This window comes from Pseudoxanthomonas beigongshangi, assembly GCF_016820515.1.
In the GTDB taxonomy this organism is placed as follows: Bacteria; Pseudomonadota; Gammaproteobacteria; order Xanthomonadales; family Xanthomonadaceae; genus Pseudoxanthomonas_A; species Pseudoxanthomonas_A beigongshangi.
In genome coordinates, this window is sequence record NZ_JADHDV010000003.1 from 66,502 (window position 1) to 90,701 (window position 24,200).

Annotated in this window: 26 protein-coding genes; 11 read left to right on the forward strand and 15 right to left on the reverse strand. The window is 67.1% G+C overall.

Annotated features, from left to right (window positions below; genetic code table 11):
• Positions 1 to 3: 3 nt before the first annotated feature.
• Both IQ458_RS02960 and IQ458_RS02965 read right to left on the reverse strand, forming a co-directional pair.
• A complete protein-coding gene (locus IQ458_RS02960; RefSeq protein WP_203321867.1) occupies positions 4 to 1,545 on the reverse strand; it encodes a serine hydrolase domain-containing protein in 1,542 nt (513 codons plus the stop codon).
• 56 nt (positions 1,546 to 1,601) lie between these two features.
• The gene (locus tag IQ458_RS02965; protein ID WP_203321868.1) at positions 1,602 to 1,928 is read right to left on the reverse strand and encodes a hypothetical protein; all 327 of its coding nucleotides are present in this window, start codon (positions 1,926 to 1,928) and stop codon (positions 1,602 to 1,604) included.
• Positions 1,929 to 2,029: 101 nt separating this feature from the next.
• Between IQ458_RS02965 and IQ458_RS02970 the strand changes: the two genes are divergently transcribed.
• The 10 genes from IQ458_RS02970 to fabB all read left to right on the forward strand — a co-directional run bounded on the left by IQ458_RS02970 (position 2,030) and on the right by fabB (position 11,307).
• Positions 2,030 to 2,635: an RNA polymerase sigma factor gene (locus tag IQ458_RS02970; RefSeq protein WP_225562483.1), complete on the forward strand. Its 606-nt coding sequence runs from the start codon at positions 2,030 to 2,032 to the stop codon at positions 2,633 to 2,635.
• Entirely contained in the window at positions 2,632 to 3,102 is a 471-nt protein-coding gene (locus tag IQ458_RS02975; RefSeq protein ID WP_203321869.1) for a hypothetical protein, read from the forward strand. The genes IQ458_RS02970 and IQ458_RS02975 overlap by 4 nt, the downstream gene beginning before the upstream one ends.
• A 212-nt stretch (positions 3,103 to 3,314) precedes the next feature.
• The gene (locus IQ458_RS02980; protein ID WP_203321870.1) at positions 3,315 to 3,989 is read left to right on the forward strand and encodes an ABC transporter ATP-binding protein; all 675 of its coding nucleotides are present in this window, start codon (positions 3,315 to 3,317) and stop codon (positions 3,987 to 3,989) included.
• A complete protein-coding gene (locus tag IQ458_RS02985; protein ID WP_203321871.1) occupies positions 3,973 to 4,956 on the forward strand; it encodes an HlyD family secretion protein in 984 nt (327 codons plus the stop codon). The genes IQ458_RS02980 and IQ458_RS02985 overlap by 17 nt, the downstream gene beginning before the upstream one ends.
• Complete coding sequence (locus tag IQ458_RS02990; RefSeq protein ID WP_183640807.1) at positions 4,953 to 5,942, forward strand: HlyD family secretion protein; 990 nt, start codon at positions 4,953 to 4,955, stop codon at positions 5,940 to 5,942. The genes IQ458_RS02985 and IQ458_RS02990 overlap by 4 nt, the downstream gene beginning before the upstream one ends.
• Complete coding sequence (locus IQ458_RS02995; protein ID WP_203321872.1) at positions 5,939 to 7,237, forward strand: efflux RND transporter periplasmic adaptor subunit; 1,299 nt, start codon at positions 5,939 to 5,941, stop codon at positions 7,235 to 7,237. Before IQ458_RS02990 ends, IQ458_RS02995 begins: the two co-directional genes overlap by 4 nt.
• Complete coding sequence (locus IQ458_RS03000) at positions 7,234 to 8,499, forward strand: ABC transporter permease (RefSeq protein ID WP_183640803.1); 1,266 nt, start codon at positions 7,234 to 7,236, stop codon at positions 8,497 to 8,499. Before IQ458_RS02995 ends, IQ458_RS03000 begins: the two co-directional genes overlap by 4 nt.
• A gap of 422 nt (positions 8,500 to 8,921) precedes the next feature.
• The gene (locus tag IQ458_RS03005; protein WP_183640801.1) at positions 8,922 to 9,299 is read left to right on the forward strand and encodes a bleomycin resistance family protein; all 378 of its coding nucleotides are present in this window, start codon (positions 8,922 to 8,924) and stop codon (positions 9,297 to 9,299) included.
• Positions 9,300 to 9,580: 281 nt separating this feature from the next.
• Complete coding sequence (fabA, locus tag IQ458_RS03010) at positions 9,581 to 10,096, forward strand: 3-hydroxyacyl-[acyl-carrier-protein] dehydratase FabA (protein ID WP_141454298.1); 516 nt, start codon at positions 9,581 to 9,583, stop codon at positions 10,094 to 10,096.
• A 2-nt stretch (positions 10,097 to 10,098) separates the two neighbouring features.
• Positions 10,099 to 11,307, forward strand: coding sequence for a beta-ketoacyl-ACP synthase I (gene fabB / locus IQ458_RS03015; protein WP_183640799.1), 1,209 nt, complete (start codon positions 10,099 to 10,101; stop codon positions 11,305 to 11,307).
• Positions 11,308 to 11,413: 106 nt separating this feature from the next.
• On the opposite strand, the gene IQ458_RS03020 is transcribed toward fabB, so the two are convergent.
• From IQ458_RS03020 to yczE, 10 genes are all read right to left on the reverse strand, one after another.
• A complete protein-coding gene (locus IQ458_RS03020) occupies positions 11,414 to 12,946 on the reverse strand; it encodes a PepSY-associated TM helix domain-containing protein (RefSeq protein ID WP_203321873.1) in 1,533 nt (510 codons plus the stop codon).
• Positions 12,943 to 13,218, reverse strand: a complete 276-nt coding sequence (locus tag IQ458_RS03025; protein ID WP_203321874.1) for a hypothetical protein — start codon at positions 13,216 to 13,218, stop codon at positions 12,943 to 12,945. Before IQ458_RS03025 ends, IQ458_RS03020 begins: the two co-directional genes overlap by 4 nt.
• The gene (locus IQ458_RS03030) at positions 13,208 to 13,486 is read right to left on the reverse strand and encodes a hypothetical protein (protein ID WP_225562482.1); all 279 of its coding nucleotides are present in this window, start codon (positions 13,484 to 13,486) and stop codon (positions 13,208 to 13,210) included. The genes IQ458_RS03025 and IQ458_RS03030 overlap by 11 nt, the downstream gene beginning before the upstream one ends.
• Before the next feature lie 30 nt (positions 13,487 to 13,516).
• Positions 13,517 to 15,817 (reverse strand): TonB-dependent receptor, encoded by a 2,301-nt coding sequence (locus IQ458_RS03035; protein ID WP_235996601.1) that lies wholly within the window; start codon positions 15,815 to 15,817, stop codon positions 13,517 to 13,519.
• Positions 15,818 to 15,978: 161 nt separating this feature from the next.
• A complete protein-coding gene (locus tag IQ458_RS03040) occupies positions 15,979 to 16,416 on the reverse strand; it encodes a hypothetical protein (protein WP_203321875.1) in 438 nt (145 codons plus the stop codon).
• Between the two features lie 81 nt (positions 16,417 to 16,497).
• Complete coding sequence (locus IQ458_RS03045; RefSeq protein ID WP_203321876.1) at positions 16,498 to 17,289, reverse strand: MetQ/NlpA family ABC transporter substrate-binding protein; 792 nt, start codon at positions 17,287 to 17,289, stop codon at positions 16,498 to 16,500.
• Between the two features lie 29 nt (positions 17,290 to 17,318).
• Positions 17,319 to 17,999, reverse strand: coding sequence for a methionine ABC transporter permease (locus IQ458_RS03050; protein ID WP_203321877.1), 681 nt, complete (start codon positions 17,997 to 17,999; stop codon positions 17,319 to 17,321).
• Positions 17,996 to 19,003, reverse strand: coding sequence for a methionine ABC transporter ATP-binding protein (locus IQ458_RS03055; protein ID WP_203321878.1), 1,008 nt, complete (start codon positions 19,001 to 19,003; stop codon positions 17,996 to 17,998). Before IQ458_RS03055 ends, IQ458_RS03050 begins: the two co-directional genes overlap by 4 nt.
• 536 nt (positions 19,004 to 19,539) lie before the next feature.
• A complete protein-coding gene (locus IQ458_RS03060; protein ID WP_203321879.1) occupies positions 19,540 to 20,394 on the reverse strand; it encodes a PhzF family phenazine biosynthesis protein in 855 nt (284 codons plus the stop codon).
• Complete coding sequence (gene yczE, locus IQ458_RS03065) at positions 20,394 to 21,077, reverse strand: membrane protein YczE (protein ID WP_183640786.1); 684 nt, start codon at positions 21,075 to 21,077, stop codon at positions 20,394 to 20,396. Before yczE ends, IQ458_RS03060 begins: the two co-directional genes overlap by 1 nt.
• A gap of 60 nt (positions 21,078 to 21,137) precedes the next feature.
• On the opposite strand from yczE, the gene yczR reads away from it, so the two are divergent.
• Complete coding sequence (gene yczR, locus IQ458_RS03070; protein WP_203321880.1) at positions 21,138 to 22,589, forward strand: MocR-like transcription factor YczR; 1,452 nt, start codon at positions 21,138 to 21,140, stop codon at positions 22,587 to 22,589.
• A 207-nt stretch (positions 22,590 to 22,796) separates the two neighbouring features.
• Here the strand turns inward: yczR and IQ458_RS03075 are convergent, their stop codons facing one another.
• The 3 genes from IQ458_RS03075 to IQ458_RS03085 form a co-directional block, all read right to left on the reverse strand.
• Complete coding sequence (locus IQ458_RS03075; protein WP_203321881.1) at positions 22,797 to 23,180, reverse strand: hypothetical protein; 384 nt, start codon at positions 23,178 to 23,180, stop codon at positions 22,797 to 22,799.
• A gap of 142 nt (positions 23,181 to 23,322) precedes the next feature.
• Positions 23,323 to 23,748, reverse strand: coding sequence for a YbbD-related protein (locus IQ458_RS03080; protein WP_203321882.1), 426 nt, complete (start codon positions 23,746 to 23,748; stop codon positions 23,323 to 23,325).
• A gap of 49 nt (positions 23,749 to 23,797) precedes the next feature.
• Entirely contained in the window at positions 23,798 to 24,040 is a 243-nt protein-coding gene (locus tag IQ458_RS03085) for a hypothetical protein (RefSeq protein ID WP_203321883.1), read from the reverse strand.
• Between the last annotated feature and the right edge of the window lie 160 nt (positions 24,041 to 24,200).

The window sequence follows — 24,200 nt, forward strand, 5'->3', positions numbered from 1 at the left end:
CGGTCAGCGCGGCGAGGCCGCCGCCGGCCTGGAACCCTTCGCGGCCGCCGCGCCGTCCGTCTTGCGGAACACCATGCCGTCGAACGCAATCGACTCGACCCGCGCGTCCTTCACGGTGAAAGCCAGCAGCTGGCCGCTGTTGGGCACGAACTCGATGCGCACCTGATCCGCTTCATCGCTGCCCGTGGCCACCGCCTCCAACCGGCCCCAGCGGATGCGCAGGCCGTCGGGACCTTCCGGGGCAACGACCATGTTGCCCAACAAGTCATGATGATAGGTGCCGGCATAGCGATCGCGCGGAAGCGACAGGTGCCAGGCACGCGCGCGGATTTCCTCGCGCTTGGCGAGCGTGCCGCGTCGGAATGCCTGCGCCTTGGCCTGTAGCTCCGCGAACCGGCGCCCGGAATTCGCTGTGACTTCCACTTCGCCCAGCAGCAAGCCGTACATGTGATCGGCAATCAGGTTGGTCAGCTGCGCGCCCAGTACGTCCTCGTTGTTGAGCACGACCAGGCCGATGCCTTCCGCCGGCATGAACGAAAGATGGGCGTGGAAGCCGGCGAAGCCGCCAAAGTGGTGCAGCATCGTCCGGCCCTTGTAGGGTCCGGTATACCAGCCCCAGGCATAACCGCTGCGCTGGAAATCCTGGTACTTCGCCTCCAGCCCGATCCGGGTCTGGTGCGAACGCAGGATCGTCGCCGCCGGCAGGCCGCCGACACGCGCATCCGGAAATTGCGCCAGCAGGAACCGCGCGAGATCCGGCGCGGTCGAGACCAGCCCGCCGGCCGCCTGCATGGTGTCGTCGGACTTGGTGAGGTACAGCGGCACGCGCGGGTCTTCGGACGCCATCGAGTAGGGCTTGGCCAGCGTCCAGCCCGCGGCCTGCGCGCGGCTGATCCGGGCCGTGGTGTGGCGCATGCCCAGCGGCTGGAAGATGGCATTCTCCAGTTGTGTCTGCCATGGCGCGCCGAATCGCGTATCCATCCAGACGCTGGCGATGTTGTAGCCCACGTTGGTGTATTTGAAAGTGCCGTGCGCCGCTTCCGGATCGGCCGTCGATACTCGCACCAGCGCGCGCCGCGACGCCGCGTCGTGCAGGCCGCTGAACGCGGTCGCCCAGGCCAGCGGCGGATTGTCCACGCCGGAGCCATGGACGAGCAGATCACCCAGGGTCACCGCGTCGGCGTCGAAACCGGTGAAACACAGATCCGGAAACATTTCCCGCATCGACAGGCGCATGTCCAGTTGTCCGGCGTCTTCCTTGAGCAATGCGTTGAGGGCGAAGAACGGTTTGGTCGCCGAGGCGATGTAGAACACGGTGTCGCGGCTCACCGGCGTGCGCGCGGCGATGTCGGCCTCGCCGAAATAGCCCTCGTAGATCACCTTGCCGTCCTTCACCACCGCCACCGCGGTGCCGGAGGGATGCCCGGTGGCGTCCTTGGTCTGCTGGATGAGGCGGGACAGCGGCGCGAAATCCGGATCGACGGCGGACGCCGGCGCAGGAAGGGTCGCGACCCAGACGGCGGCGACCGCCAGGAAGTGCTTCATGGTCGTTTTCCGGTGAAGGGAAGAGACGCCGCCGCGGAGTCGCGGCGGCGGCCGGCTCAGCGGCTGCGGCGTTCCAGCAGGTAGTAGGCGATGTTGCCCAGGCCGGTCGCGCCCAGCAGCAACGCGATGGTGCCGGGGGTGATCTCCTCCGCGCCGATCAGTTCCACCCCGGCGAAGCCCAGCGCCAGCGCCAGCATCACACAGCCCCAGTGCAGCGAGGCCTGGCGACGGCGGGTGGTCTCGCCTACCAGCAGCGAGCGCACCAGTTCCTCGGAACCGCGCGATTCGATGACCCGGCGGCGCGTGTAGGCATCCACCACCGTCTTGATGGAATAGACGATGCCGATGATCAGGGTGATCGGGATGAGCAGTTCGAAGTTCATGGCGGTTACCGGGAGGGATGGGTTGTCGATTGGGATACGGCTACTGGCCCGCCGGTTGCACTTTCGCCGGTTGCAACCGCTCGCCCCTCCGGCGTATCCCTATGCCGATGCCCGCCCCGCCCACCACTGCCGATACCGCCCCGCAGGCCGACCGCGATCTGGTCGAGGCCGTGCTGGCGGGCCGGCGCGGCGCCTTCGAACAGCTGGTGCGGACCTACCAGGGCCTGTGCTGGCGCATCGTGGACGACATCGTGCGGCACCCGGACGATACCCGCGAGCTGTGCCAGGAAGTGTTCCTGCGCATCCACCGATCACTGCACCAGTATCGCGGCGACAGCGCCCTGAAGTCATGGGTGGCGCAGGTGGCCTGTTCGGTCGCGCTGCGGCACATCGAGCGCAAGCGCCTGCCGCTGGCCGACATCCGCGACGACGAGGACGGCCTGGCCCCGGCCGAACGGGTCAGCGACGGCTTCGACCTGGAGACGGCGACGGCCGACGAGGACATGCAGTCGCATCTGCACGCCGCCATCGACGCCCTGCCGCCGCTGCAGCGCATGCTGCTCACGCTCTACCATCTGGAAGAAATGCCCATCGGCGACATCGCCCGTTCCACCGGACTGGCCGAAGGCACCATCAAGAGCCACCTGTTCCGCAGCCGCAAACGGTTGCGGGAGATTCTGGAAGCCCGCATCGGAGTTCCCGCATGAACAACCGCGACAAGAACCCCTTCCACCAGGACGCGCCCCCGGAACCGGCGTTCGACCCCAGCGAATGGGAGCAGCAGGAACGCGGCCTGCGTGCCGCCCATCAGGCCGATGACGCCGGACTGGAAGCGCTCGCGCGCGACTACCGCGTCGTGGCCCATGCCGTGCGCTCGCGTCCACGCAGCGGGCCGCCGATGGATTTCGCGGCGTCGGTCGCCCGCCAGGCCGCCGTTCGCGAGGCCGGCATCGAACGCCTGCTGTCGCGCTGGCTGGTGGTCACGCTGGTGATCGTGCTGGGCATCGTGGGCGTGCGCTACGGCGCCGAGGTCCGGGCATCGTTCCAGCAGGCGCTGGGCGATGTGGCCAGCGGCTGGATCCTGATCGGCTTGGCCTGCGCGGGCCTGTCCTGGGCCTGCGCCCGGGTCCAGGCATTCATGGCGCAGGACCGGACCGCGCATCCTTCGCCCTGAATACGAAAGCCCCGCTCCCCGAACGCTTGCGCATGGGCCACGCCACCCGCGCGGTGCCCATGACCAAAGATACTTGCCGCCCCGCGCCGGTCCGTTGAAATAACGGATTGGAACGGGACATCGGACGGCATCGACACCGGTCCGCGGGGGATAGGGGAACCTTTACCTTCCGGCGGCGGTCGGTTGCGATTCGGGGCATCGAGGGAGCGGGAATGATTGAACTGCATGGCGTGCAGCGCCACTACGCCATGAGCGGGCAGACCGTGAAAGCGCTGGCAGGCGTGGACCTGCGCATCGACAGCGGCGAGTTCGTCGCCATCACCGGCCCGTCCGGGTCCGGAAAATCCAGCCTGCTGAACATCCTTGGCTGCCTGGACCATCCGAATGCGGGACGCTACCTGTTCGAAGGTCGCGACGTTGCCACGTTCGACGACGAGGCCAGCAGCGACCTGCGCAACCGGCGCATCGGCTTCGTGTTCCAGAGTTTCCACCTGCTGCCGCGCCTGACCGTGCTGGAGAACGTGCTGTTGCCGTTGCGCTTCCACCGCCAGCCGCCGGCCGGCACCCATGAGCGCGCGATGGCATTGCTGGATCGCGTCGGCCTGGCCGAACGCCGCGACCATCGGCCCAGTGAACTGTCCGGCGGCCAGATGCAGCGCGCGGCCATCGCCCGCGCCCTGCTGCTGCAGCCGGCGCTGCTGCTCGCCGACGAGCCCACCGGCAACCTGGATTCGCGCAGCGCCGCCGACGTGCTGGCGCTGATCGACGAAGTCCATGCCGGCGGCCAGACCGTCGTGCTGGTCACCCACGACAACGACATCGCCGCGCGCGCGCCGCGCCAGGTCAAGCTGCGCGACGGGAGGGTCGAGCATGATGCGTTGCAGTAAGACCTTGCTCGCCGGCCTGTGCCTGGCCGCGCTGGCGGTATCCGCGCACGCGGTCGTGCTCACCGGCGAGGTCCGTGCGATCGACGCGCAGCAGATCCTCACCCCGCAGTCGAACAGTTCGCCGGTGGTGATCCGCTACTACGTGCCCGAGGGCGAACGGGTGAAGAAGGGCGACGTGGTCCTGCGCATCGACCCGGGCCAGTCCGCCAGCCGCATTCCCGATCTGGAGGCGGAAATCGAACAGACCCTGGCCAAGAACGCCAAGGACGTGGCCGAACTGCAGGTCAAGGCCGTGCAGGCCGAAACCGAGCTGGTCGACGCCGAAGCCGAACTGGCCACCGCGAAGCTCGACGCGCGCATCCCGCGCGAGCTGATTTCCGCGCTGGATTACGACCGCTACCAGGGCGATCTGGATCGCACCACCCGCGAGGCCGCGCTCAAGCGCAAGCAGTTGGACGCCGCGCGCGCCGCCGTGCAGCGCGCCACCAGCGATGGCCAGTTGCAGGTCCGCAAGCTGGAACTGGAGCGCGACTACCACACCGCGATGGTGCGGACCTCCGAGGTCAAGGCCGATCGCGATGGCGTGGTCGTGCACGGCTTCAACAACAACTGGATCGGCGGGCGCATCGACGAAGGTTCCTCGACCATGCCCGGCAGCAAGGCCGGCGAAGTGGTCAGCAGCGGACGCATGAACGTGCGCGCCTGGGCGCTGGAGCCGGATCGGCGCGACCTGAAGGTGGGCCAGCCGGTGGAGTTGAGTTTCGACGCCCTGCCCGGCAAGCGTGTCCCGGGCCGCATCGAATTCATTTCCGGTGCGCCCGAACGCCGGCCCGAATGGGGCGAGGGCCGTTATTTCACCGTCGACGTCACCCTGGACTCGGGCTCGCTGGCGCTGATGCCCGGCATGAGCGTGCGGGTCATCGCCCGACCGCCGGCCGCCACCGCGAACGGGGGCAGGGGCCGATGAAACCCGCTCGATTCAACTCCCCGCGTGGCGCCCTGTTTGCCCTGGCACTGGCGTGCGCGCTGCCGGCCACGCATGCCGCCACCCTGCGCGTGGACGGCGAGGTCTACGCGCAGCGCAGCTCGCAGCTGATACCGCCTTCGGTGGATCGCATGTGGCAGTTCAACATCACCCAACTGGCGCCGGACGGCAGCTCGGTGAAGAAGGGCGACGTCGTGGTGGCCTTCGACACCAGCGATCTGGTCCGCCAGCTGAGCGAAAAGCAGAGCCTGCTGCAGGAAAAGAAACGCACGCTGGAAAACCTCAGCCTGGATCTGGCCGAACGCGAGCGCAGCCAGCGGCTGACCACCGCCGAGGCGGAAGCCAAGCACGACAAGGCGCGCCGCAAGACCGAACAGCCGCGGGAACTGATCGCCGCGCTGGAATACGACAAGCTGGTCGAGGAGCGCCGCCGCACCGAACGGCTCGCCGCCCTGGCCCAGGTCGCCGAACGCGCCGCCGCCGAACAGCGCAAGCAGGAATTGCGGCTGGTGAATTCGGAACTGCAGCAGGCGCAGGCCGACGTGACCCGCCTGCAATCCTCCATCGCCGCGCTCAACCTGCCGGCGCCGCGCGATGGCGTGATCATGCACAAGAGCAGTTGGAACGGAGAAAAGTTCGACGTCGGTTCGCAGGTCTGGCGCGGCCAGACCGTCGCCGAGATTCCCGATCCCACCACCCTGGCGGTGCGCGCGCAGTTGCCGGAGCGGGATCTGCAGCGGGTGAAGGTGGGCGTGCCGGCGCGGATCGTGATCGAGGGCGGCGGCGGCAGCGTCCACCACGGCAAGGTCGCCAGCATCGGGCGGGCGGTGCGCAGCAAGTCGCAGGTGCAACCCGTGCCCATCCTCGATCTGGAGATTCGCCTGGACGATGCGAGGGCGAAGCTGCGCCCTGGCCAGGCGGTGCGGGTGGAGCTAACCGTCCCGGATGTCGCCGGAGGTGCGAAATGATCCGTTTCCGCCATGCCGGAGCAGTACTGGTGCTCGCCTGCGCGCTGGCCGCCTGCGGCAAGCCCGAGATGCCGGTCGCCACCGAAACGGTCGCGCCGGGGCATCTGCGCATCGCCGTGCGCGGCGAAGGCGAACTGCGTTCGGCCAAGCCCACGCCGTTGATGGTGCCCGGCCAGAACTGGAGCGCACGGCAGGTGGAATGGATGCTGCCGGAAGGTTCGCTGGTGAAGAAGGGCGATCTGCTGGCGCGCTTCATCTCGCCCGATGGCGAGCAACAGTTGGCCCAGGCCATGATCGATCTGCAGCGCAACGCGCTGGCGCGGATCGCGAAGGAAGGCGATCTGGCTTCCGCGCTGGGCCGGGTGGAAGTGGATCTGTCGCAGGTCGCCGTGCAGTTGGGCATCGCCCAGCGCTACGCCGAGGCGGATCTGAGCACGGTGGCGCGCAACCAGGTGCTGGACGCCATCGAGGACAAGGAATACCTGCAGGTCCGCCAGGGCACGCTGCAATGGCGGCGCGATCAATCCGGCGTGCGCGGCGAAGCGGAAATGGCGGTACTGGACGCCCAGCGCGCGACTTTCGACATCAACGCCCAGAGTCGCAAGTCGGATCTGGATGCCCTGGAGCTGCGCGCGCCCAATGACGGCGTGCTGATGCTGTCGGCCAACTGGTCGGGTGACAAGCCCATGGTCGGCGCCAACCTGCGCGCCGGATTCGAATTCGGCAACCTGCCCGATACCGGCGCGATGGAAGTCGAGATCGATCTTCCGCAGATCGAGGCGCAGGGCGTGCAGGTCGGCGATACGGTGGTGCTCAATCCGCTTGGACGCCCGGATCAGCGCATCGAGAGCAAGCTGTCGTGGGTCGCCAGCGCCGCCAAGGTGCGCAACCGCGAGAGCCCGGTGAAATACCTGTCGATGCGCGCGTCGGTTCCCACCGCCGACGTCGAACGCTACCGCCTGCTGCCGGGCCAGCGCTTCGAGGCGAACGTGGTGTTGCTGGACGCAAAGGATGCGGTGGCCGTACCCAACGTCGCCATCGAACAGCGCGACGGCCGGCACTGGGTGCGACTGCGCCAGGGCGGCGACTACGTCGCCCGCGAGGTGAAGCTGGGCGTGCGCGGCACCGCGCGCTCGCAGGTGCTGTCCGGTCTGAAGCCCGGCGATCAGGTGCGCCTGTCGCAGGTCGAAGTACCCGTACCGGGCGACGATGCCAAGGACGACGCGAAAGACGCCGGCAAGGACACCGCGCCGGCTGGTGACGGCGCCGACGACAAGCAGGAAAAGAAAGCATGAGTGGTGCTCCGCTGAAGGGACTGTTCAACCGCCTGCCGACCGTCTGGCGCGAGGCCGTGGAGGAGCTTTGGCGGCGGCGCCTGCGCACGCTGCTGACCCTGCTCGGCATGATCTTCGGCGTTGGCGCGATCGTGGCGATGCAGGCGGTCGGCGAAGGCAGCCGCCGCGAGGCGCTGCGGCTGGTGGAAGGACTGGGCCTGCACAACCTGATCGCCGAGGCCAAGCCGCAGGACGAAGACACGTTGAAGGAGACACGCGAGCGCAGCCTCGGCCTGACCGTGGCCGATGCCGAAGCCGCGCGCGGTGTCGTGCCCGGCGCCGAACGCCACGCCGCCGAGAAGACCATCCGCACCCATACCGTGTTCAGCGATATCGGCCGCAGCGACGCGCAGGCCAGCGGCGTCAGCGCCGACTGGTTCGGCCTGTCCTCGCTGCGCATCCGCGATGGCCGCGCGTTCAGCGCCGAGGACGAGGCCAGGCTGTCGGCGGTGGCGGTACTCGGCCACCAGGCCGCCGCGGACCTGTTTCCCAAAGGCAACGCGATCGGCGGACTGATCAAGGTCAATCACGTGTGGCTGGAAGTGATCGGCGTGCTGGCCGATCGCGATCTGGGCCAGGACAGTTTCGAGGGCGTGCAACTGGGTTCGGAAAGCAACCGCATCTATGTGCCGCTGGCGAGCGCGCGTGCCCGTTTCCGCTTCCAGCCGCAGGAGGACGAAGTGGATCGGTTCCTGCTCCGGTTGGACGATCCGACCCGGCTGGCGGCCGGCGCCGGCGTGCTCGCGGCGGTGCTGGACCAGCGCCACGCCGGCATGGCGGACTACCAGTTGATCGTGCCGCAGCAGTTGTTCCAGCAGCACCAGCAGACCCAGCGCATCTTCCAGGTGGTGATGGGCGCGATCGCCGGCGTCAGCCTGCTGGTCGGCGGCATCGGCATCATGAACATCATGCTGGCCAACGTGCTGGAGCGGCGCCGCGAAATCGGCCTGCTGCGCGCGCTCGGCGCGCGCCGGCGCGACGTGATCGCCCAGTTCCTGCGCGAGGCCACGGTCATCTGCATCGCCGGCGCGGGGCTCGGTCTGGTGTTTGGCGGCGTGCTCGCCTACCTGATCGCGATGTTCGCCGGCTGGCAGGTCGCCTGGGCTCCGCTGCCGATCCTGCTTTCGGCCGGCTTCTGTGCATTGGTCGGCCTGGCCTTCGGTGTATATCCGGCACGGCAGGCTGCGCAGTTGGATCCAATCGCGGCGCTGCGGCACGATTGAAGCCAACTCAGCCCCTTGACCAGCCATTGGCTGCTGAAAGCGAAAAATGGGGATTGAGGGGGATTTGATTTTGGCGCGAAGAGCAAATCCCCCGTCACCTGCTTCGCAGGCGCCCGCCCCTTTTTTCAAAGGGGGCTGATCAGGCGGTGGCCGTTTCCCCGGAATAACCATCTGGCTCTTGCCTCTCCCTCGGCAGTCATCCGGCTTTTCCTCCCCCTTTGAAAAAGGGGGACTAAGGGGGATTGGCTCTTCGCACCCAAAGCAAAATCCCCTGTCACCCGCTTCGCGGGTGCCCGCCCCCTTTTCCGCTTTCAACAGCCCAATGGCTGGTCAAAGGGGAGGCAAAAGCTGCCATGCTTCTGCCGAATCCCGGCTTTCGACGGCCGTAAGGCCGGTCATCCCCAATCCCGAATCCCCGCCCCATGCACGCCAAACACATCACCCCGATCCTCAACGTCTCGCACATGGAAAAGAGCTTCGCCTGGTTCAAGGCGCTGGGTTGGGAGAAATGCTGGGACTGGGGCAGTCCGCCCACCTTCGGTTCGGTCGGTTCCGGCGAGTGCGAGATCTTCATGTGCCTGGATGGCCAGGGCCATCGTCAGGATCCCGCCCGTCCCCACGTGGAAACCGGCGGCGTCTGGATGTCCATCTGGGTCGACGACGTGGACAGCATCCACCGCACCTGCCTGGCGAACGGCATCGAAGTGACCTGGCCGCCGACGGACGAACCCTGGGGCGTGCGTGAGATGCATGTCCGCCATCCGGACGGACATGTGTTCCGGATCAGCCAGTCGCGCTAGGGCCAGGCTCCCGCGACATGAGCGTCCTGGACAGCAGCAGCAGGAACAGACCCAACGCGAGCAACAGCGCAGGCACTCGCATCGCGCAATTTGCGCACCGTACGCCGGCGGATGCGGTATCCGAGGGTATCCGACCGGACAACGCGCATCCGCGAAAATCCAAGCGCCGCCTTGTTCTTCGTCCGCCTACGCCGGCGTACGGAAACACGAGGCTGATCTGCGTCAATACAGCTGTATGCACAATTGTGCATTATTCTGGTTCCTGACCTGTCGGATCACGCATGAAATCCCCCGCTTCCTTTACCCGGGATCAGCTGCTGGCCAGCGCCCGCGGCGAACTGTTCGGCCCGGACGCCGGCCGCCTCCCCAATGACCCGATGTTGATGTTCGATCGCATCACCGAGATCCGCGAGGACGGCGGCGCGCACGGCAAGGGCATGGTGCGGGCGGAACTGGATATCCATCCGGACCTGTGGTTCTTCAAATGCCACTTCCTCGGCGACCCGGTGATGCCCGGCTGCCTGGGCCTGGACGCGCTGTGGCAACTCACCGGTTTCTATCTCACCTGGATCGGCGCGCCCGGACGTGGCCGCGCGCTCGGCACCGGCGAGGTGAAGTTCACCGGCCAGGTGCTGCCCACCGCCAAGCGGGTGAGCTATGAAATCGACATCAGCCGCGTGATCAACCGCAAGCTGGTGCTGGCCGTGGCCGATGGCCGCATGCTGGTCGATGGCCGCGAGATCTATACCGCGCGCGATCTGCGCGTGGGCCTGTTCACCTCCACGGAGGCGTTCTGAGCATGCGCCGCGTCGTCATCACCGGCCTGGGCATCACTTCCTGCCTGGGCAATGATTCCAACACCGTTTCCGCCGCGCTACGCGAAGGCCGCTCCGGCATCCGCCATCTGCCGCAATACGCCGAGCTCGGCTTCCGCAGCCAGGTCGGCGGCGCGCCGGAGCTGGATCTGGAAGCCCTGATCGATCGCAAGCAGAAGCGCTTCATGGGCGATGCCGCCGCCTACGCCTATCTGGCGATGCGCGATGCGATCGCCGATGCCGGCCTGGACGAAGCGCTGGTCAGCCAGCCGCGCACGGGCCTGATTGCCGGTTCCGGCGGCGGCTCGGCCGAATGGCAGATCGAGGCGGCGGATCTGCTGCGCCAGCGCGGCATCCGCAAGGTCGGTCCGTACATGGTGCCGCGCACGATGTGCTCGACCGTCTCGGCCACGCTCGCCACCGCGTGCAAGATCAAGGGCGTGAGCTATTCGCTGTCGGCCGCCTGCGCGACCTCCGCGCATTGCATCGGCGCGGCGGCGGACCTGATCCGCGCCGGCCGCCAGGACATCGTGTTCGCCGGTGGCGGCGAGGAACTGCACTGGGCGCTGACGATGATGTTCGACGCCATGGGCGCGTTGTCCAGCCAGCGCAACGAGGATCCGACCCGCGCCTCGCGTCCGTATGACGCCGATCGCGATGGTTTCGTCATCGCAGGCGGCGGCGGCATGCTGGTGCTGGAAGACTACGACCACGCGGTCAAGCGCGGTGCGCGCATCCACGCCGAACTGCTTGGCTACGGTGTCACCTCCGACGGCGCCGACATGGTCGCCCCGTCCGGCGAAGGCGCGGTGCGCTGCATGCAGATGGCCCTGGAAGGCGTGGACAAACCGGTCGACTACCTCAACACCCACGGTACTTCGACGCCGCTGGGCGACGTCGTGGAACTTGACGCCGTGCGCAGCGTGTTCGGCGATGCGGTGCCGCCGCTGTCCTCGACCAAGGCGCTGTCCGGCCATTCGCTTGGCGCGGCCAGCGTGCACGAGGCGATCTACTGCCTGCTGATGATGCGCGACGGCTTCATCGCCGGCTCGGCGAACATCGATACGCCGGATCCGCGCGTCGAAAGCTTCCCGATCGTGCGCGAAAGCCGCGACGCGACGCTGGACACGGTGATGTCCAACAGCTTCGGCTTCGGCGGCACCAACGCCACGCTGGTGTTCGGACGGGTCTGAGGCCCGTCGCGGTTTCTTCCCGACCTGGACGATGCCCATGGTCGGGAGCCTCCCGCTGCCGTCTGGCCGCCTGCCCTGTTTCGGGCGGGCGGCGTGTCATGGCGATCTATCCGGCCGCCCACACGCTGTTCGGGTCGCCGTTGCGCCCGCGCGCCCGCGTGGCCACCGCCATGCGCCAGAACACCAGCGCCATCGCCAGCGCGGTGCCGTCGATGAAGAAGCGATGCCAATGTCCACGCCCCAGCGCCGTGAACAGGTGCTCGCCCGAAGCCACGTAGCCGGCGACCGGAATCGCCGCGGTCAGTACGACGCACAGCCACAGCAGTTCGTATCCGGCGCGCACCGGACGTCGCAGCAACGCCCACGCCAGACTGGCGAAGAACACCACGTAGTACGCCGTTGACGGGGCCAGCGCGGGCAATAGCGCCGCCGATACGAATACCGCCGACACGCCGGCCACGCAGCCCAGGCAGATACCCAGGGTCAGCCCCGCCATCACCCGGGTGCGGCGCGGCTGCTGCACCTCGCGCCGCTTGCGCCGGGCCTCGATCCACAACAGGTTGCCGCTGTAGAACAGGAACGCGCCGGCCAGACCCAGCAGGAAGTACAGCCACTTCACCGCCATGTCGCCGAAATTTCCGTAGTGCAGATGCTGCAATCCGCGCAGGAAGGCCATGCCCGGCGGATAGTCGCGCGGCGGCAGCGCCTTGATGACCTGTCCGCTGGCGGCATTGATGGCGACGCCCGCCATATGGTTGAGCCGGCGCTGCGGCAATTCGCCGTACAGCGTCACCTGTGCGTTGGCATCACCCGCGTCGTGATAGAACAGGCTTTCCACCGCCATGCCCGGCAGCGCGACTTCCGCGCGCCGTACCAGTTCGGCGACCGGCAGCATCGGCCGCGCGACACCGGCCGGCTCGACATGAGGCGCCACGTCGAAGTCGCCTTCCAGGATCTTCAGCAACTTGCCGTCGTAGACCAGGAACTGGAACGGCGCCAGCATCAGGAAACCGATGGTCAGCACCGCGCCGCTCCAGGCGAAGATCACATGGAACGGCAACGACAGCATGCCGATCACGTTGTGCGCGTCCTGCCATAGGCGCTTGATGTTGCGGCCCAGGCGCAATGCGAACAGGTCCTTGAGGAACACCGGTGCATACAGGATCACGCCGCTTACCAGCGCCAGGCCGTAAAGGATGCAGAACACCCCGAACAGGTACATGCCGAACGTGCGCGGCAGGCCGGCGGTGAAATGAAGGTCGTAGATGAAATCGACAAAACCAGCGCGCGCGGGCGTCTGCACCAGACCCCCATCCTCCAGGGTGAACCTGTGCTGGTCGCCGGTTTTCTCGTCGTACCAGTAGAGCGACGCCTGCGGCCCGTGTTCGCCGGGCAGGGTCACGACCAGACTGTGGCTGGCCTCGGGATGGCGGCGCAACACGCCGTCCACCAATGCCTGGGCCTGGGCATGGCCGGTTTCCGGCGCGGGCATCGCCTGCGGCGGGCGTTCCCAGCCCTGCAACTCGTGCACGAACACGGTCACCGCGCCCGCGTAAAACGCAATGAACAGGCCCATGCCGGCGATCAGGCCGACCCAGGTGTGGACGGACAGGAAACTGCGCAACGTCGCTGCCTTCATGCCGGCAGCTCCGCGGCCCAGCCCAGCAGACGGGACACTTGGATCAGGCAGAAGCAGAGCAGCGTGCCGCCACCCATCCACAACCATGTGCGCAGGCCGGTTCGGGCCAGGAACGCCAGCGACATCACCGCCACCCACAGCGGGAAGGAGAGCAGCAGCCATGGCATGGTCACCCGGGCCAACTCGCCCGGCCAATGCAGCGCGATCACACCGATGATGCCCACGGTCAACGGAAGTCCCAGCAGCGCGGCCGCCAGCGATTTAGCCCACATGGATCTTCTCCTTCCGGATCTGCCACCAAGCATCGGCATACGGCAGCACCACCAGTCCCAGCATCAGCGCCGAAAGCGCGGCGAACACGCCGGACCACACGCCGAACGCGCCGCAGGCCACTCCCGTGGACAGCAGCATGCAGGTCCACGCCACCCACCGCAGCGCACGCGCGCGATCGCGCAGGCGCGGCGCCAGCCGCTGGTGCGCGCTGGCCAGGTAGAACGCCAGCGCGGCCAACCCCGCCAGCAGCAGATAGAGCAGGCTCATCGGCAAATTTCCTTCCATCCAGGATTGCGCTTACCAGCGGTATTCGATGCCCAGGCCCACCACGCGCGGCGCGCCCAGGATCACGTTGGGACTGTCGTCGGACCACGCGTACTGGGTGTAGTCCTCGTCGAACAGGTTGTTGGCGAACAGGTACGCGCTCCAGTCCGCCAGCTCGTAGCCGAACCGGGTGTTCACCACCGTCCGGGACGACAGCGCCCGCGTGGCGGTTCCCACGTCGGGATTCACCCGGCTGCGGTGGTTGGCGTTGAGGTTGGCCACCCAACCCTCGCCGAAGCGCAGGTTGGCGCCCACGGCGAACGTCCAGCGCGGCGCGTAGGCGAACTCCTGGCCGGAATAGTCATTGATGCGCGCGTCCAGGTCGGTCTTGAACTCGTCGTAGCGCGTGCGCGAATAGCCCAGCGAGGCGTACCAGTCGAAACCGCTGCCGAGGCGGTGGCTGGCCTCCAGTTCGAAGCCGTACAGGTGCGCCTTGCCCGCGTTGACCGTGTGGTAGTCATAGTCATTGATGCCGAACATGGCGATGACCTGCTTGTCCTTCCAGTCGATGTAGTAGACGTTGGCGTTCAGGGTCAGCGCATCGTCCAGCCACTGCGAGCGCAGCGACAACTCGGCGTTCCAGGTGTACTCCGGGTCGTACGCATAGTTGCGGCCTCGCGCGATGTTGAAGGTTGATCCGCCCGACCGGTAACCACGCTGGACGACGAAGGCGGTGGATAGGTCCTCGTTCCAGGCGAAGCGCAGGCCGAGTTTGGGCAGGAACGCGGTGAACTCGCGGGTGTCCAGCGGCGTATTGCTGTTGGCCTGCCGCACCATGGCCAGTACCGCCTGGTTGATCCCGCCAATGGCCGGCGACAGCGCCGGGCCGAACGCATCGGGATCCGGCAAGGTGCCGGCGAATATCGCCGTGGCGTCGGAGCCGAACCGGTACTGTTCGCGGTCGTAACGGAAACCGCCCAACAGCGACAACCGTTGCGCCAGGTCGAATTCGAAATCGGTGAACAGCGCCGCGTTGCGCGCACGCGACTGGCTCTTGCTGGTGTAATCGACCGGAATCACCGGCACCGCCTGCGCGTACAGTCCGGCCACGTAACCGGCGGTGGCCGGATCCAGCCCGGCGCCCTGCAGCACGGCGGCGATCGTGCCCACCGGCGTTTCCACGTTGGTGCGATTGACGCTCAGGTTGTCCATCTCGCGCTGCGAGCCGTACAGGCCGAGCAGGCCACGCAGGCGATCGCCGCGGTAGTGCAGGCGGAACTCCTGCGACAGCGTGTCGTACTGTTCCCGGGTGTTGCCGTAGGCTTCCGGCCGCTCGGTCAGGTCGGTGTCGAAACTGCGCTGCATGTCGGTATCCGACCAGGCCGTGACGGCCGACATCGACCAGGGGCCGGACAACGCGTAGTCGATTTCCAGCGTCGCGATCCGGCTTAGCGCGTCGGTGCTGGACGGATGGTCCGAGGTGTTGATGCGATGGTCGTAGTAATTTGGTACGTCGTTGCGCGCGTAGGCATACATGTAGGGGCCCTTGCGATCGTCGCGGGTGAAGGTCAACCGCGCGGCCAGGCCCTCGATCGCCTTTGGCGTCCACAGCAGCTTGGCGCGCGCCATCGTCGACTCGCGCTTGTCCTCCGGCACGCCGCGGGTGGGATTGTCGATGAAGCCATCGAAGCGGCGGTCCTCCACCGCCACCCGGAACGCCAGTTCGTCGGCCAGCAGCGGACCGCCGCCGGCGAACGCCACCCGGCGATCCCCCGGATCAGCCAACAGCACGCGTGCCCGACCCGACCAGTCCATCGTCGGGTCCTCGGTGCGCAGCACCACCGCGCCGGCCAGCGCGTTCTCGCCCTGGATGGTGGATTGCGGTCCGCGCAGCACTTCCACCTGGGCGATGTCCCACAGGTCGGTCGGGCCGGCATCGCTCGCGTTGCTCGGCAACGCCGCGCCATCCACATAGATCGTCGCCAGCGGATTGGGCGCACCGGCCTCGTTGGCGATGCCGCGGATGGTGAAGCCACGGTCACCGTACATCTGCGACACGTTGGCAGTGCGGTTGAGGATGTCGAACAGGCTTTGCAGGTTCTCCTGCTCGATCCGCACCGAGGTCGTCACCGCCACGCTGGCGGTGGTGTCCTGCAGGGAGCGCTCGGTCTTCTCGCCGCGGACGACGATTTCATCCAGGGTTTTGGTCTCCGGCACGTCGGCGGCGCCAACGCCGGAAGGCGCCTGTTGGGCCTGGGCCTGGAGGGCGGCCAGCAGGCAAACGGCCAGCGCTGACCCGCGCTGGCGGGCAACGGGAATACGGGGGTACGACAAAGGAGGTTTTTCCCACGAGCAGGACCGGGAAACCGGTCGCCAGGGACGCGGCGAGGGGCTGACGTCCGACAGCGCGTATTATGTGATAATAATTCACATTTGCAACGGGGCACACCGGCCTACGCGGTCCAGGCCGGCGGTGCGGACACATGGCGCCGCCACTAGCTCTCCGAAGCCCGGCGGGCGCTGGCGACGTATCCCGCCAAGGTTCCAAGCAACGCTCCCAGCAGGGACGCCGCGACATACAAGACGGTGAGCAGCGCAGGCTGTGTTGACGGCAGCCACAATCCGATCACCACACTGAACGCCTGCGCGATGCCCGACATCAACAGGAATACGAGTGCCGCGTGTTGCAGGCGGCGCTCGCGTTGGCGACAGGCCAGCTGGGCGAATATCAGGAAGTCCACCGATGCCATGATCACAAGGCCAATGGCCGTCTGGCGTATCAGTGCCTCCTTGTCGGAGGCAGCGGACACGAACATGCCTTCAGCCAAGCCGATGGAGAAGTGGATCAGGAACATCAGGATCGCGTACCGGGTGATACGCGTCCAATTCAAGGGTTCCCCCGTCTGCACGCGCGGCATGTCTTCATCCGGCAAGTCGTTCTCTCCTGCTCCCGCACCGGACAACGGACCCCGCGGTTACCGTCATCAGAGACGGCGCGAGCCAGGGGCGCATGATCAGAACGCCGGCAACACCGCGCCCTGGTACTTCTTCTGGATGAACTCGCGCACGGCCGGGCTGGTCAACGCGGCTTCCAGCTTCTTCACCCGCGGGTCGTCGCGCAGGTCCGGGCGGCCGACCAGGAAGTTCACGTAGGGCGATTTCGCGTCCTCGATGGCGAGGGCGTCGCGGGTCGGCTGCAGGCCGGCATCCAGCGCGTAGTTGGTGTTGATCAGTGCCAGATCGACCTGATCCAGCACGCGCGGCAGCATCGCGGCGTCGAGTTCGCGGAACTTCAGCTGCTTCGGATTGGCGGTGATGTCGCGCAGGGTCGCCATCTGGTTGGACGGATCCTTGAGCTGGATGACCCCGGCGCGATGCAGCAGGATCAGCGCGCGGCTGTTATTGCTCGGATCGTTGGGGATCACCACGTCCGCGCCGGCCGGCAGCACGTCCAGCGACTTGTAGCGGCGGGAGTACGCGCCGAACGGTTCGATGTGCACGCCGATGTAGGTTTCCAGCTTCGTGCCGCGATCCTGGTTGTAGGCTTTCAGATAGGGCTCGGTCTGGAAGTAGTTCACGTCGATCTGGCCCTGCACGACCTGGTCGTTGGGCTGCACGTAGTCGTTGAACACGCGCACCTCCAGCTTCACGCCGTCCTTGGCCAGGAGCGGCTTGACCACCTCCAGGATTTCCGCGTGCGGCACGGCGGTGGCGGCGATGGTCAGGGTATCGTCGGACTTCGCCGCCGGCTTGCAGGCCGCCAGGGCCAGCAGCAGCAGCGACAGCGGGAGCAGCAACTTCTTCATGGGGAAATACCGGGGAGGGGAAAAAGGAATCAGCGGCGGTTGAAACGCCGGACCAGGCTGTCGCCCAGCCACTGCAGGAGTTGGACGATGATCAGCAGCAGCGCGACGGTGATCACCGCCACCGACGTCTGGGATCGCAGGTAGCCATCACGATACGCCAGATCGCCCAGGCCGCCGGAACCGATGGCGCCGCCCATCGCGGTGAATCCGATCAGGGCCACCGCGGTGACCGTCGCTCCCGCCAGCAGGCCCGGCATGGATTCCGGCAGCAGCACGCGCCGCACCAGTTGCCACGTGGTGGCGCCCATGGCCTCGCTGGCTTCGATGACACCCGGATGGACTTCCCGCAGTGCCGTTTCGACCAGCCGCGCGTAGAACGGCACCGCGCCCACCACCAGCGGCAGGATCGCCCCGCGCACGCCCAGCGACGTGCCCACCAGGCTCAGCGTCACCGGGATCAACACGATCATCAGGATGATGAAGGGCGCCGAGCGCACCAGGTTGACCAGCAACGCCAGTGCGCCATGCAGCCAGCGGTTCTCCAGGCGCTGGCGCTGGTCGCTGAGGAACAGCAGCACGCCCAGCGGCAGGCCCAGCAGCAGGGTCAACGGTAGCGCACCCGCGAGCATCAGGAGGGTATCGCCGCTCGCCACCAGCACTTCGCCCCACTTGGCCGGATCCAGTCCCAGCACGGTCGCGATCGTGATCATGCGCGCAGCACCTCGACATCGACGCCGGCCTGTTGCAGGCGGGAGGCGGCGTCATCGGCATCACCTTCGGTCATGGCGATGGTGAGCTGGCCATACGGCGTATCGCGGATGCGACCGATGCGGCCGCCCAAAATCGTGTAGTCCACGCCGGTCTGGCGCGCGACCTGGCCGAGCAATGGCCGGTAGGTATCGCCACCGAGGAAGGTCAGGCGCAGGATGCGGCCGGGCACCGCGTCCAGCGCGCGGCGCTGCTCGTCCTCGTCCAGGTGTTCGGCATCGACCACGAACTGCCGTGTGGTCGGATGGGACGGATGCAGGAACACCTGCGTCACCGGTCCGGTCTCCACCAGTTGCCCCGCATCCAGCACCGCCACGCGATGGCAGATGCTGCGCACCACTTCCATCTCGTGGGTGATCAGCACGATGGTCAGTCCGAGTTCGCGATTCAAATCCGCCAGCAGGCGCAGGATGGATTGGGTGGTCTGCGGATCCAGCGCGCTGGTGGCCTCGTCGCACAGCAGCAGGTGTGGCTGGGTGGCCAGCGCGCGCGCGATGCCCACGCGCTGTTTCTGCCCGCCGGACAACTGGGCCGGGTAACGATCCGCCAGTGCCCGCAGGCCGACACGGTCCAGCAACTGCGCCACCCGTTGTTCGATCTCCGCACGCTTCATGCCGGCCAGTTTCAGCGGGAACGCCACGTTGTCCGTCACCGTCTGCGACGCCAGCAGGTTGAAGTGCTGGAAGATCATGCCGATGCGCCGGCGCGCGGCGCGCAATTCCGGATCCGGCAGCGCCGCGATGTCCTGCCCTTCCACCAGCACCTGGCCCTGCGAGGGACGCTCCAGGCCGTTGATCAGGCGCAGCAGGGTCGACTTGCCGGCGCCGGACTGGCCGATGATGCCGAAGATCTCGCCCTGCCGGATCTCCAGATCCAGCGGTCGTAGCGCCACGGTTTCGCCGCCGGGCGTGGCGAAGGACTTGCTGATGTTCTTGAACTGGATCATGGCGCCGTGGGCCTGGCGGGAGAGCGATCACCCGCCCGCAGGAACGTGGGAGTGCGGAGGTGCCGCCGGGCGTGGCCGGTACGCGGCAGGGAGCGCCAAGATAGCCTGTCCCCGCCGGCTGTCAAATGCGCCCGGCCAGCGGGATTCCGGCTGCGCGCGGGCAGATGGAAGAAGCGCCGCCGTTCATCCGTCCACGGCAACGGCTTGCGGGTGAGCCGCGCTCGCCGCTGGTGGGAGAGGCAGCGCAGCGGCGAGCACGGCCCATGAACCTGTTTCGACATGCGATATCCGGATGACAACGACAACCGCGTCATCCGGCTTGCGTCGCCTGCGCGCAGTGGCGGAAGGCATCCGACGCAGGCGCCGGGCGTGCAACGGCTCTACTGGGAAACGCAAGGATATCGCCACGCGCCCGCGCGCGTGATGGTCGCGACGAATGTGCTTATGCCGTATTCCCACTTGCCCTCGCGGCGGCTTCCGTCTTCCGCGATCGTCCCTGCCATCGAACCTCGCGATGGTCGCGCGATCGCACCGAATCAGCCTGCCTGGTTTGCGGCGTCCGTGATCCTCACCGCTGTACCGCTGACACGGATCCCCTCGCGCGGATCCTCCGGCACCGTCACGCCGATCCGGCTCGGCCGCCCGAGATCATCGCCCTGGTGAACCCGGAAAACGCGATCCGCCGGCAATGCCTCGTTGTGCGCCAGATACGCACCCAGCGCGGCGGCGGCGGCGCCCGTGGCCGGGTCCTCCACCACGCCACCGGGTGGAAACGGATTGCGGGCGTGGAAGGTATCGGCATCCGCGCGCCAGATCAGGTTCAAGGTGGTCCAGCCGCGTTGCGCCATGAGTCCGGAAAGCGCATCGAAATCGTAATCCAGCCGTGCCAGGCGGTCGCGGGTGGACACGGCGATGATCGGATGCCACGCGCCGGCGTAGGCGACGGCCGGCGCCAGTGCGGGGTCCAGTTCATCGCGATGCCAGCGCAGGACGGCGAGCAGGCGATCCAGATCGTCCGGATCCAGCGGCGCCATGCGCGGCTCGACGCTGGTCAGCGTGGCGGTGAACTGCTCGTCCACCTGCACGCGCACGCGCCCGGCGCGTGTATGCAGCACCTTCTCGCCCGCGCCGTTCGCCTCGGCGTGCGCGACGGTCGCGGCGATGGTGGCGTGTCCGCAGAACGGCACCTCGGCCAACGGACTGAAGTAGCGCACGTCGAACGTGCCATCCTCGCGCGGCAACAGAAAGGCGGTTTCCGAATAACCCACCTCGGCGGCGATGCGCTGCATGTCCGCTTCCGGCATGCCGCGCGCATCCAGCACGACCCCGGCGGGATTGCCGCCGGCCGGATCCGTGGTGAAGGCGCTGTAGCGGAGCACGTTCGCGTTCATCACGCCTCCTCCGGCAAGGCGGTGCGCGTGTCGGGATCATCCAGCCGCACCACCAGATAACGCAGGAAGAACTGGGTCAACGGCCCCACGCCCAGAGCGAAGATCACCGTGCCCACGCCGACGACGCCACCCAGCAATACGCCGACGATGAGCACGGTGACTTCGATGATCGTGCGCACCTTGCGGATCGACCAGCCGGTGCGACGCGACAGTCCGGTCATCAAGCCGTCGCGCGGGCCCGGTCCCAGCTGTGCGCCGACATAGAGCGCGGTGGCGAAGGCGCAGGTCAGCACTCCGCCCAGCATGTAGGCGATGCGCAGCCACAGGCTTTCCGGCGTGCCGAGCATCGCCAGGCTGATGTCGGCGAACGGCCCCAGCAGCAGGCTGTTGGCGACCGTGCCCAGTCCCGGCATCTGCCGCAGCGGAATCCACGCCAGCAGCACGACCACCGCGGTGATGATCATCACCACGCCGAACGACACCGGCAGATGCAGCGACAGGCCCAGGTGGAACACGTCCCACGGCGAGGCGCCGATGGCGCCCTTCACCATCAGGGCGATGGCCAAGCCATACAGCCACAGGCCGACCAGCAGCCGGAACAGCCGCTCGGGCAGGCGCCCGGCCTTGAGCTGCGCGAGGGGGCCGAGATTGGACAGGCCCGAGGAGGGAGAGATCGTTGCCATGGGGCCACCTTGAGGGTAATTGGCCCTTTTCCATAGAGCCAATCGTGCGATAGTGGCCCCATGAATCGCACGTTGGCTCCCGAACGCCTCGCCACCCTGGTCGGCGAGTTCAACCGCTCCCCCGCCTACCGAGGGCTGTGCCAGGCCCTGCAGGAACTGATTGGCGATGGCCGCATCCCCTTGGGCACCCGCCTGCCCAGCGAGCGCGCGGTCACCCTCGCGCTGGGCGTCTCGCGCAATACCGTCACCCGCGCCTATGCCGATCTGATCGCCGCCGGTTTCGCCACCGCCCGACAGGGCGCCGGCACCTTCGCCACGGTGCCAGTGGATCGCCGGCGCGCGCACGATCACGCCCTGCACGCGCTGGGCACGAACCCGGCCATCGAAGGCGCCATCGATCTGAACTGCGCCGCCGGCGCCGCCACGCCGGGCGTCGCCGCCGCGTACGAACGCGCCCTCGCCGCGCTGCCTTCGTATCTGTGCAGCGACGGCTACCTGCCCTCGGGACTGCCCGGCCTGCAGGCGATGATCGCCGAGTCGTATGCGCGGCGCGGCCTGCCAACGGCGCCGGAACAGATCGTCATCACCAGCGGCGCACTGTCGGCGCTGGCCGTCACCGCGCGTGCGCTATCGCGTCCGGGGGATCGGGTGATGCTCGAATCACCGGTGTATTCCAACGCCATCGAAGCCCTGCGGCTGGGCGGCGGCAAGCTGATCAGTTCGCCCCTGGCCAATCCGCTGGGCGAGCAGGGCTGGGATCTGGACGGCATCGAAGCCACCCTGCGACAGACCTCGCCGCACCTGGCCTACCTGATTCCCGATTTCCAGAATCCCACCGGCTTCCTGATGGACGACGCCATGCGCGCGCGCTACGCCGCCGCGTTGCGCGACGCCCGCACCACCGCCATCGTCGACGAGACCCTGCAAGCCACCGCGCTGTCCGACGCGCCGATGCCCGCGCCCTTCGCCGCGCATGCCACCGACGCCATCACCCTGGGCAGCGCGTCCAAGATGTTCTGGGGCGGGCTGCGCGTGGGCTGGATCCGCGCGCCACGCCCGCTGATCCGCCGCCTGATCAACGCCCGCGTGCAGTTCGATCTCGGCAGCTCGCTGTTCGATCAACTGGTCGTCGCCGAACTGCTGGCCCAACCGGACATCCTCGCCAATCGCCGCGAACTACTGCGCCAGCGCCGCGACGCGCTGATCACCGCGCTGCGCGAACACCTGCCCGACTGGCGCTTCCGCCAGCCCGAAGGCGGCCTGACCCTGTGGGTGCACCTGCCCTACGGCAGCGCCACCCGCCTGTGCGCCGACATGGAACGCAGCGGCATCCACCTCGCCCCCGGCCCGGTCTTCAGCGTGGAAGGGGGTGCCGACGGCTGGCTGCGGATTCCGTACGCCAAACCGGAGGAGGAACTGGTGCGGGCGGTGAAGGAGGTGGCGAAGACGTGGGCGGTGGCGCCGAGGGACACACCCGGCAGGCATGAGGTGTCACGGCGGTTGATCGCGTGATGCTGCAACGGGGGAGACGCTTCATTCTCATGCGGCAAGAGCAAATCCCCCTCAATCCCCCTTTTAAAAAGGGGGAAGCAAAGCAGACTCCTACTTGGCTGCGGGATTACGGAGGGAAGCAAGCCCTGATAGCCCCCTTTGAAAAAGGGGGCGGGCGCCTGCGCAGCAGGCGACGGGGGATTTGCTCTTGGCGATGCAGCGGGAAATCTACGTAGCCCGCTCCACCCCATAAGTCCACAGCGGTCGATACGCCCCCCGATGCCACCACGCCAGCAACAGCAGCCAGGCGAAATGGAAAGTGCCCCAAGGCGCATTGTCGTTGAGCAAAAGATGGAACAGGAAGATGCCGGCCACCAGCGGAAATAGCACCACGATACCCAGCGGCGCGGTGCGCCGGATCAACAGGAGTAATCCACCCACCAGGCAGGTGGCGGCAATCAGCGGATCGACGATGCCGCTGGCGCTCAGCGCCAGGGTCAGCGTCCGCGCGGGTGGCGTTTCCTCAGGTACGACCCACGGCTTTCCCAGCATCCAGTGGATGAACCACGAACCGCCCACATACATGTAGAACAAACCGAACAGCCAGCGCATTACCGCCATTACCTTGCCTATGCCCGTCTCCCGCGCCCATCGTTGAAATGCCGATATCGATTTCCGCTACGTTGCGGAGGACCGTCACCGGCCAGTGTTTGAGCGCGTTGCCGACCAGGGTGGAAGAGGCGGCCGGAACTTGTCAGTGCCCGGTCCAGCTATAAACCAACTGCCGCTGCGGATCCCACATCACCCAGCGTCTGCCCGCACAGGCGCGGATTTCACCGCCCCCCTCGCCTACCCGTTGCCAGGCGTCCCTGGCGAATCGCGGGAATCGCTGCATGACCCGCGGGGATGACAGAACCGGCGACTCTTGGCTCGCGCATTCGTCCGGGTTCTTCCAATGACCTGATTTCAGGCGGAACACCAGCCAGGATTCGTTGGTGTCGCTATCGTGGGTCTCCCGGATATCGAATGCGTCGTCGGGAATCCATTCGGGAAACCAGCCGGACTGGAAGGCATTACGGGAAGCAACCTCGGTCCGATCCTGATACCGCGCTTCCGTCACCTCGCACCCGGACAAGAAAACGGCCGCGATAACCATCAACAAGCAATGACGCAGATGCATTCGGTCCTCCCTGATGATTCCATTTCGGACAACCGCAAAGGCCGACGTTCTACCGCCCCGTACGAGGCCTGCGCGTTACCAGCCAACGCCCCACTACGACAAGAACGAGTCCGGCGAACAGGAGACCCCATATCTCCGTCGATGAGGGAGGGATACCGAAAGGATCGGCATCATCCGCCTGCTTGATGCCCGGATCGAGGCCGCCCAGCAGTCCACCGAACATCATGAAACCGCCGATCAACACGACGGCGTGCCCCGTTACCCAGCACGGGAAATTCAGCGGTCCGCTCATGCGCCCTCCTCCGGGCGTCCACGTTCCCGGTATATCTTATCGAGGAAGTTCAGGCCCGGGCCGCCGGCAAGAAGATTCGTTTGCGCGTGTTCTTTTGCCATTGGTTTCGGCGAGCAGTCTGCTGCGCTTTATTGCGGCAAGAGCAAATCCCCCTCGGTCC

Coding starts and splice junctions, on each gene's coding strand:
- IQ458_RS03085 (WP_203321883.1), bottom strand. CDS start 24,040: ATGAGCGGACCGCTGAATTTCCCGTGCTGGGTAACGGGGCACGCCGTC.
- IQ458_RS02960 (WP_203321867.1), bottom strand. CDS start 1,545: ATGAAGCACTTCCTGGCGGTCGCCGCCGTCTGGGTCGCGACCCTTCCT.
- IQ458_RS03020 (WP_203321873.1), bottom strand. CDS start 12,946: ATGAAGGCAGCGACGTTGCGCAGTTTCCTGTCCGTCCACACCTGGGTC.
- IQ458_RS02970 (WP_225562483.1), top strand. CDS start 2,030: ATGCCGATGCCCGCCCCGCCCACCACTGCCGATACCGCCCCGCAGGCC.
- IQ458_RS03080 (WP_203321882.1), bottom strand. CDS start 23,748: ATGCATCTGCGTCATTGCTTGTTGATGGTTATCGCGGCCGTTTTCTTG.
- IQ458_RS02990 (WP_183640807.1), top strand. CDS start 4,953: ATGAAACCCGCTCGATTCAACTCCCCGCGTGGCGCCCTGTTTGCCCTG.
- IQ458_RS03050 (WP_203321877.1), bottom strand. CDS start 17,999: ATGATCACGATCGCGACCGTGCTGGGACTGGATCCGGCCAAGTGGGGC.
- fabB (WP_183640799.1), top strand. CDS start 10,099: ATGCGCCGCGTCGTCATCACCGGCCTGGGCATCACTTCCTGCCTGGGC.
- IQ458_RS02965 (WP_203321868.1), bottom strand. CDS start 1,928: ATGAACTTCGAACTGCTCATCCCGATCACCCTGATCATCGGCATCGTC.
- IQ458_RS03025 (WP_203321874.1), bottom strand. CDS start 13,218: ATGTGGGCTAAATCGCTGGCGGCCGCGCTGCTGGGACTTCCGTTGACC.
- yczR (WP_203321880.1), top strand. CDS start 21,138: ATGAATCGCACGTTGGCTCCCGAACGCCTCGCCACCCTGGTCGGCGAG.
- IQ458_RS03075 (WP_203321881.1), bottom strand. CDS start 23,180: ATGCGCTGGCTGTTCGGTTTGTTCTACATGTATGTGGGCGGTTCGTGG.
- fabA (WP_141454298.1), top strand. CDS start 9,581: ATGAAATCCCCCGCTTCCTTTACCCGGGATCAGCTGCTGGCCAGCGCC.
- IQ458_RS02975 (WP_203321869.1), top strand. CDS start 2,632: ATGAACAACCGCGACAAGAACCCCTTCCACCAGGACGCGCCCCCGGAA.
- IQ458_RS02995 (WP_203321872.1), top strand. CDS start 5,939: ATGATCCGTTTCCGCCATGCCGGAGCAGTACTGGTGCTCGCCTGCGCG.
- IQ458_RS03045 (WP_203321876.1), bottom strand. CDS start 17,289: ATGAAGAAGTTGCTGCTCCCGCTGTCGCTGCTGCTGCTGGCCCTGGCG.
- IQ458_RS03060 (WP_203321879.1), bottom strand. CDS start 20,394: ATGAACGCGAACGTGCTCCGCTACAGCGCCTTCACCACGGATCCGGCC.
- IQ458_RS03055 (WP_203321878.1), bottom strand. CDS start 19,003: ATGATCCAGTTCAAGAACATCAGCAAGTCCTTCGCCACGCCCGGCGGC.
- IQ458_RS03005 (WP_183640801.1), top strand. CDS start 8,922: ATGCACGCCAAACACATCACCCCGATCCTCAACGTCTCGCACATGGAA.
- IQ458_RS02980 (WP_203321870.1), top strand. CDS start 3,315: ATGATTGAACTGCATGGCGTGCAGCGCCACTACGCCATGAGCGGGCAG.
- yczE (WP_183640786.1), bottom strand. CDS start 21,077: ATGGCAACGATCTCTCCCTCCTCGGGCCTGTCCAATCTCGGCCCCCTC.
- IQ458_RS03000 (WP_183640803.1), top strand. CDS start 7,234: ATGAGTGGTGCTCCGCTGAAGGGACTGTTCAACCGCCTGCCGACCGTC.
- IQ458_RS02985 (WP_203321871.1), top strand. CDS start 3,973: ATGATGCGTTGCAGTAAGACCTTGCTCGCCGGCCTGTGCCTGGCCGCG.
- IQ458_RS03030 (WP_225562482.1), bottom strand. CDS start 13,486: ATGAGCCTGCTCTATCTGCTGCTGGCGGGGTTGGCCGCGCTGGCGTTC.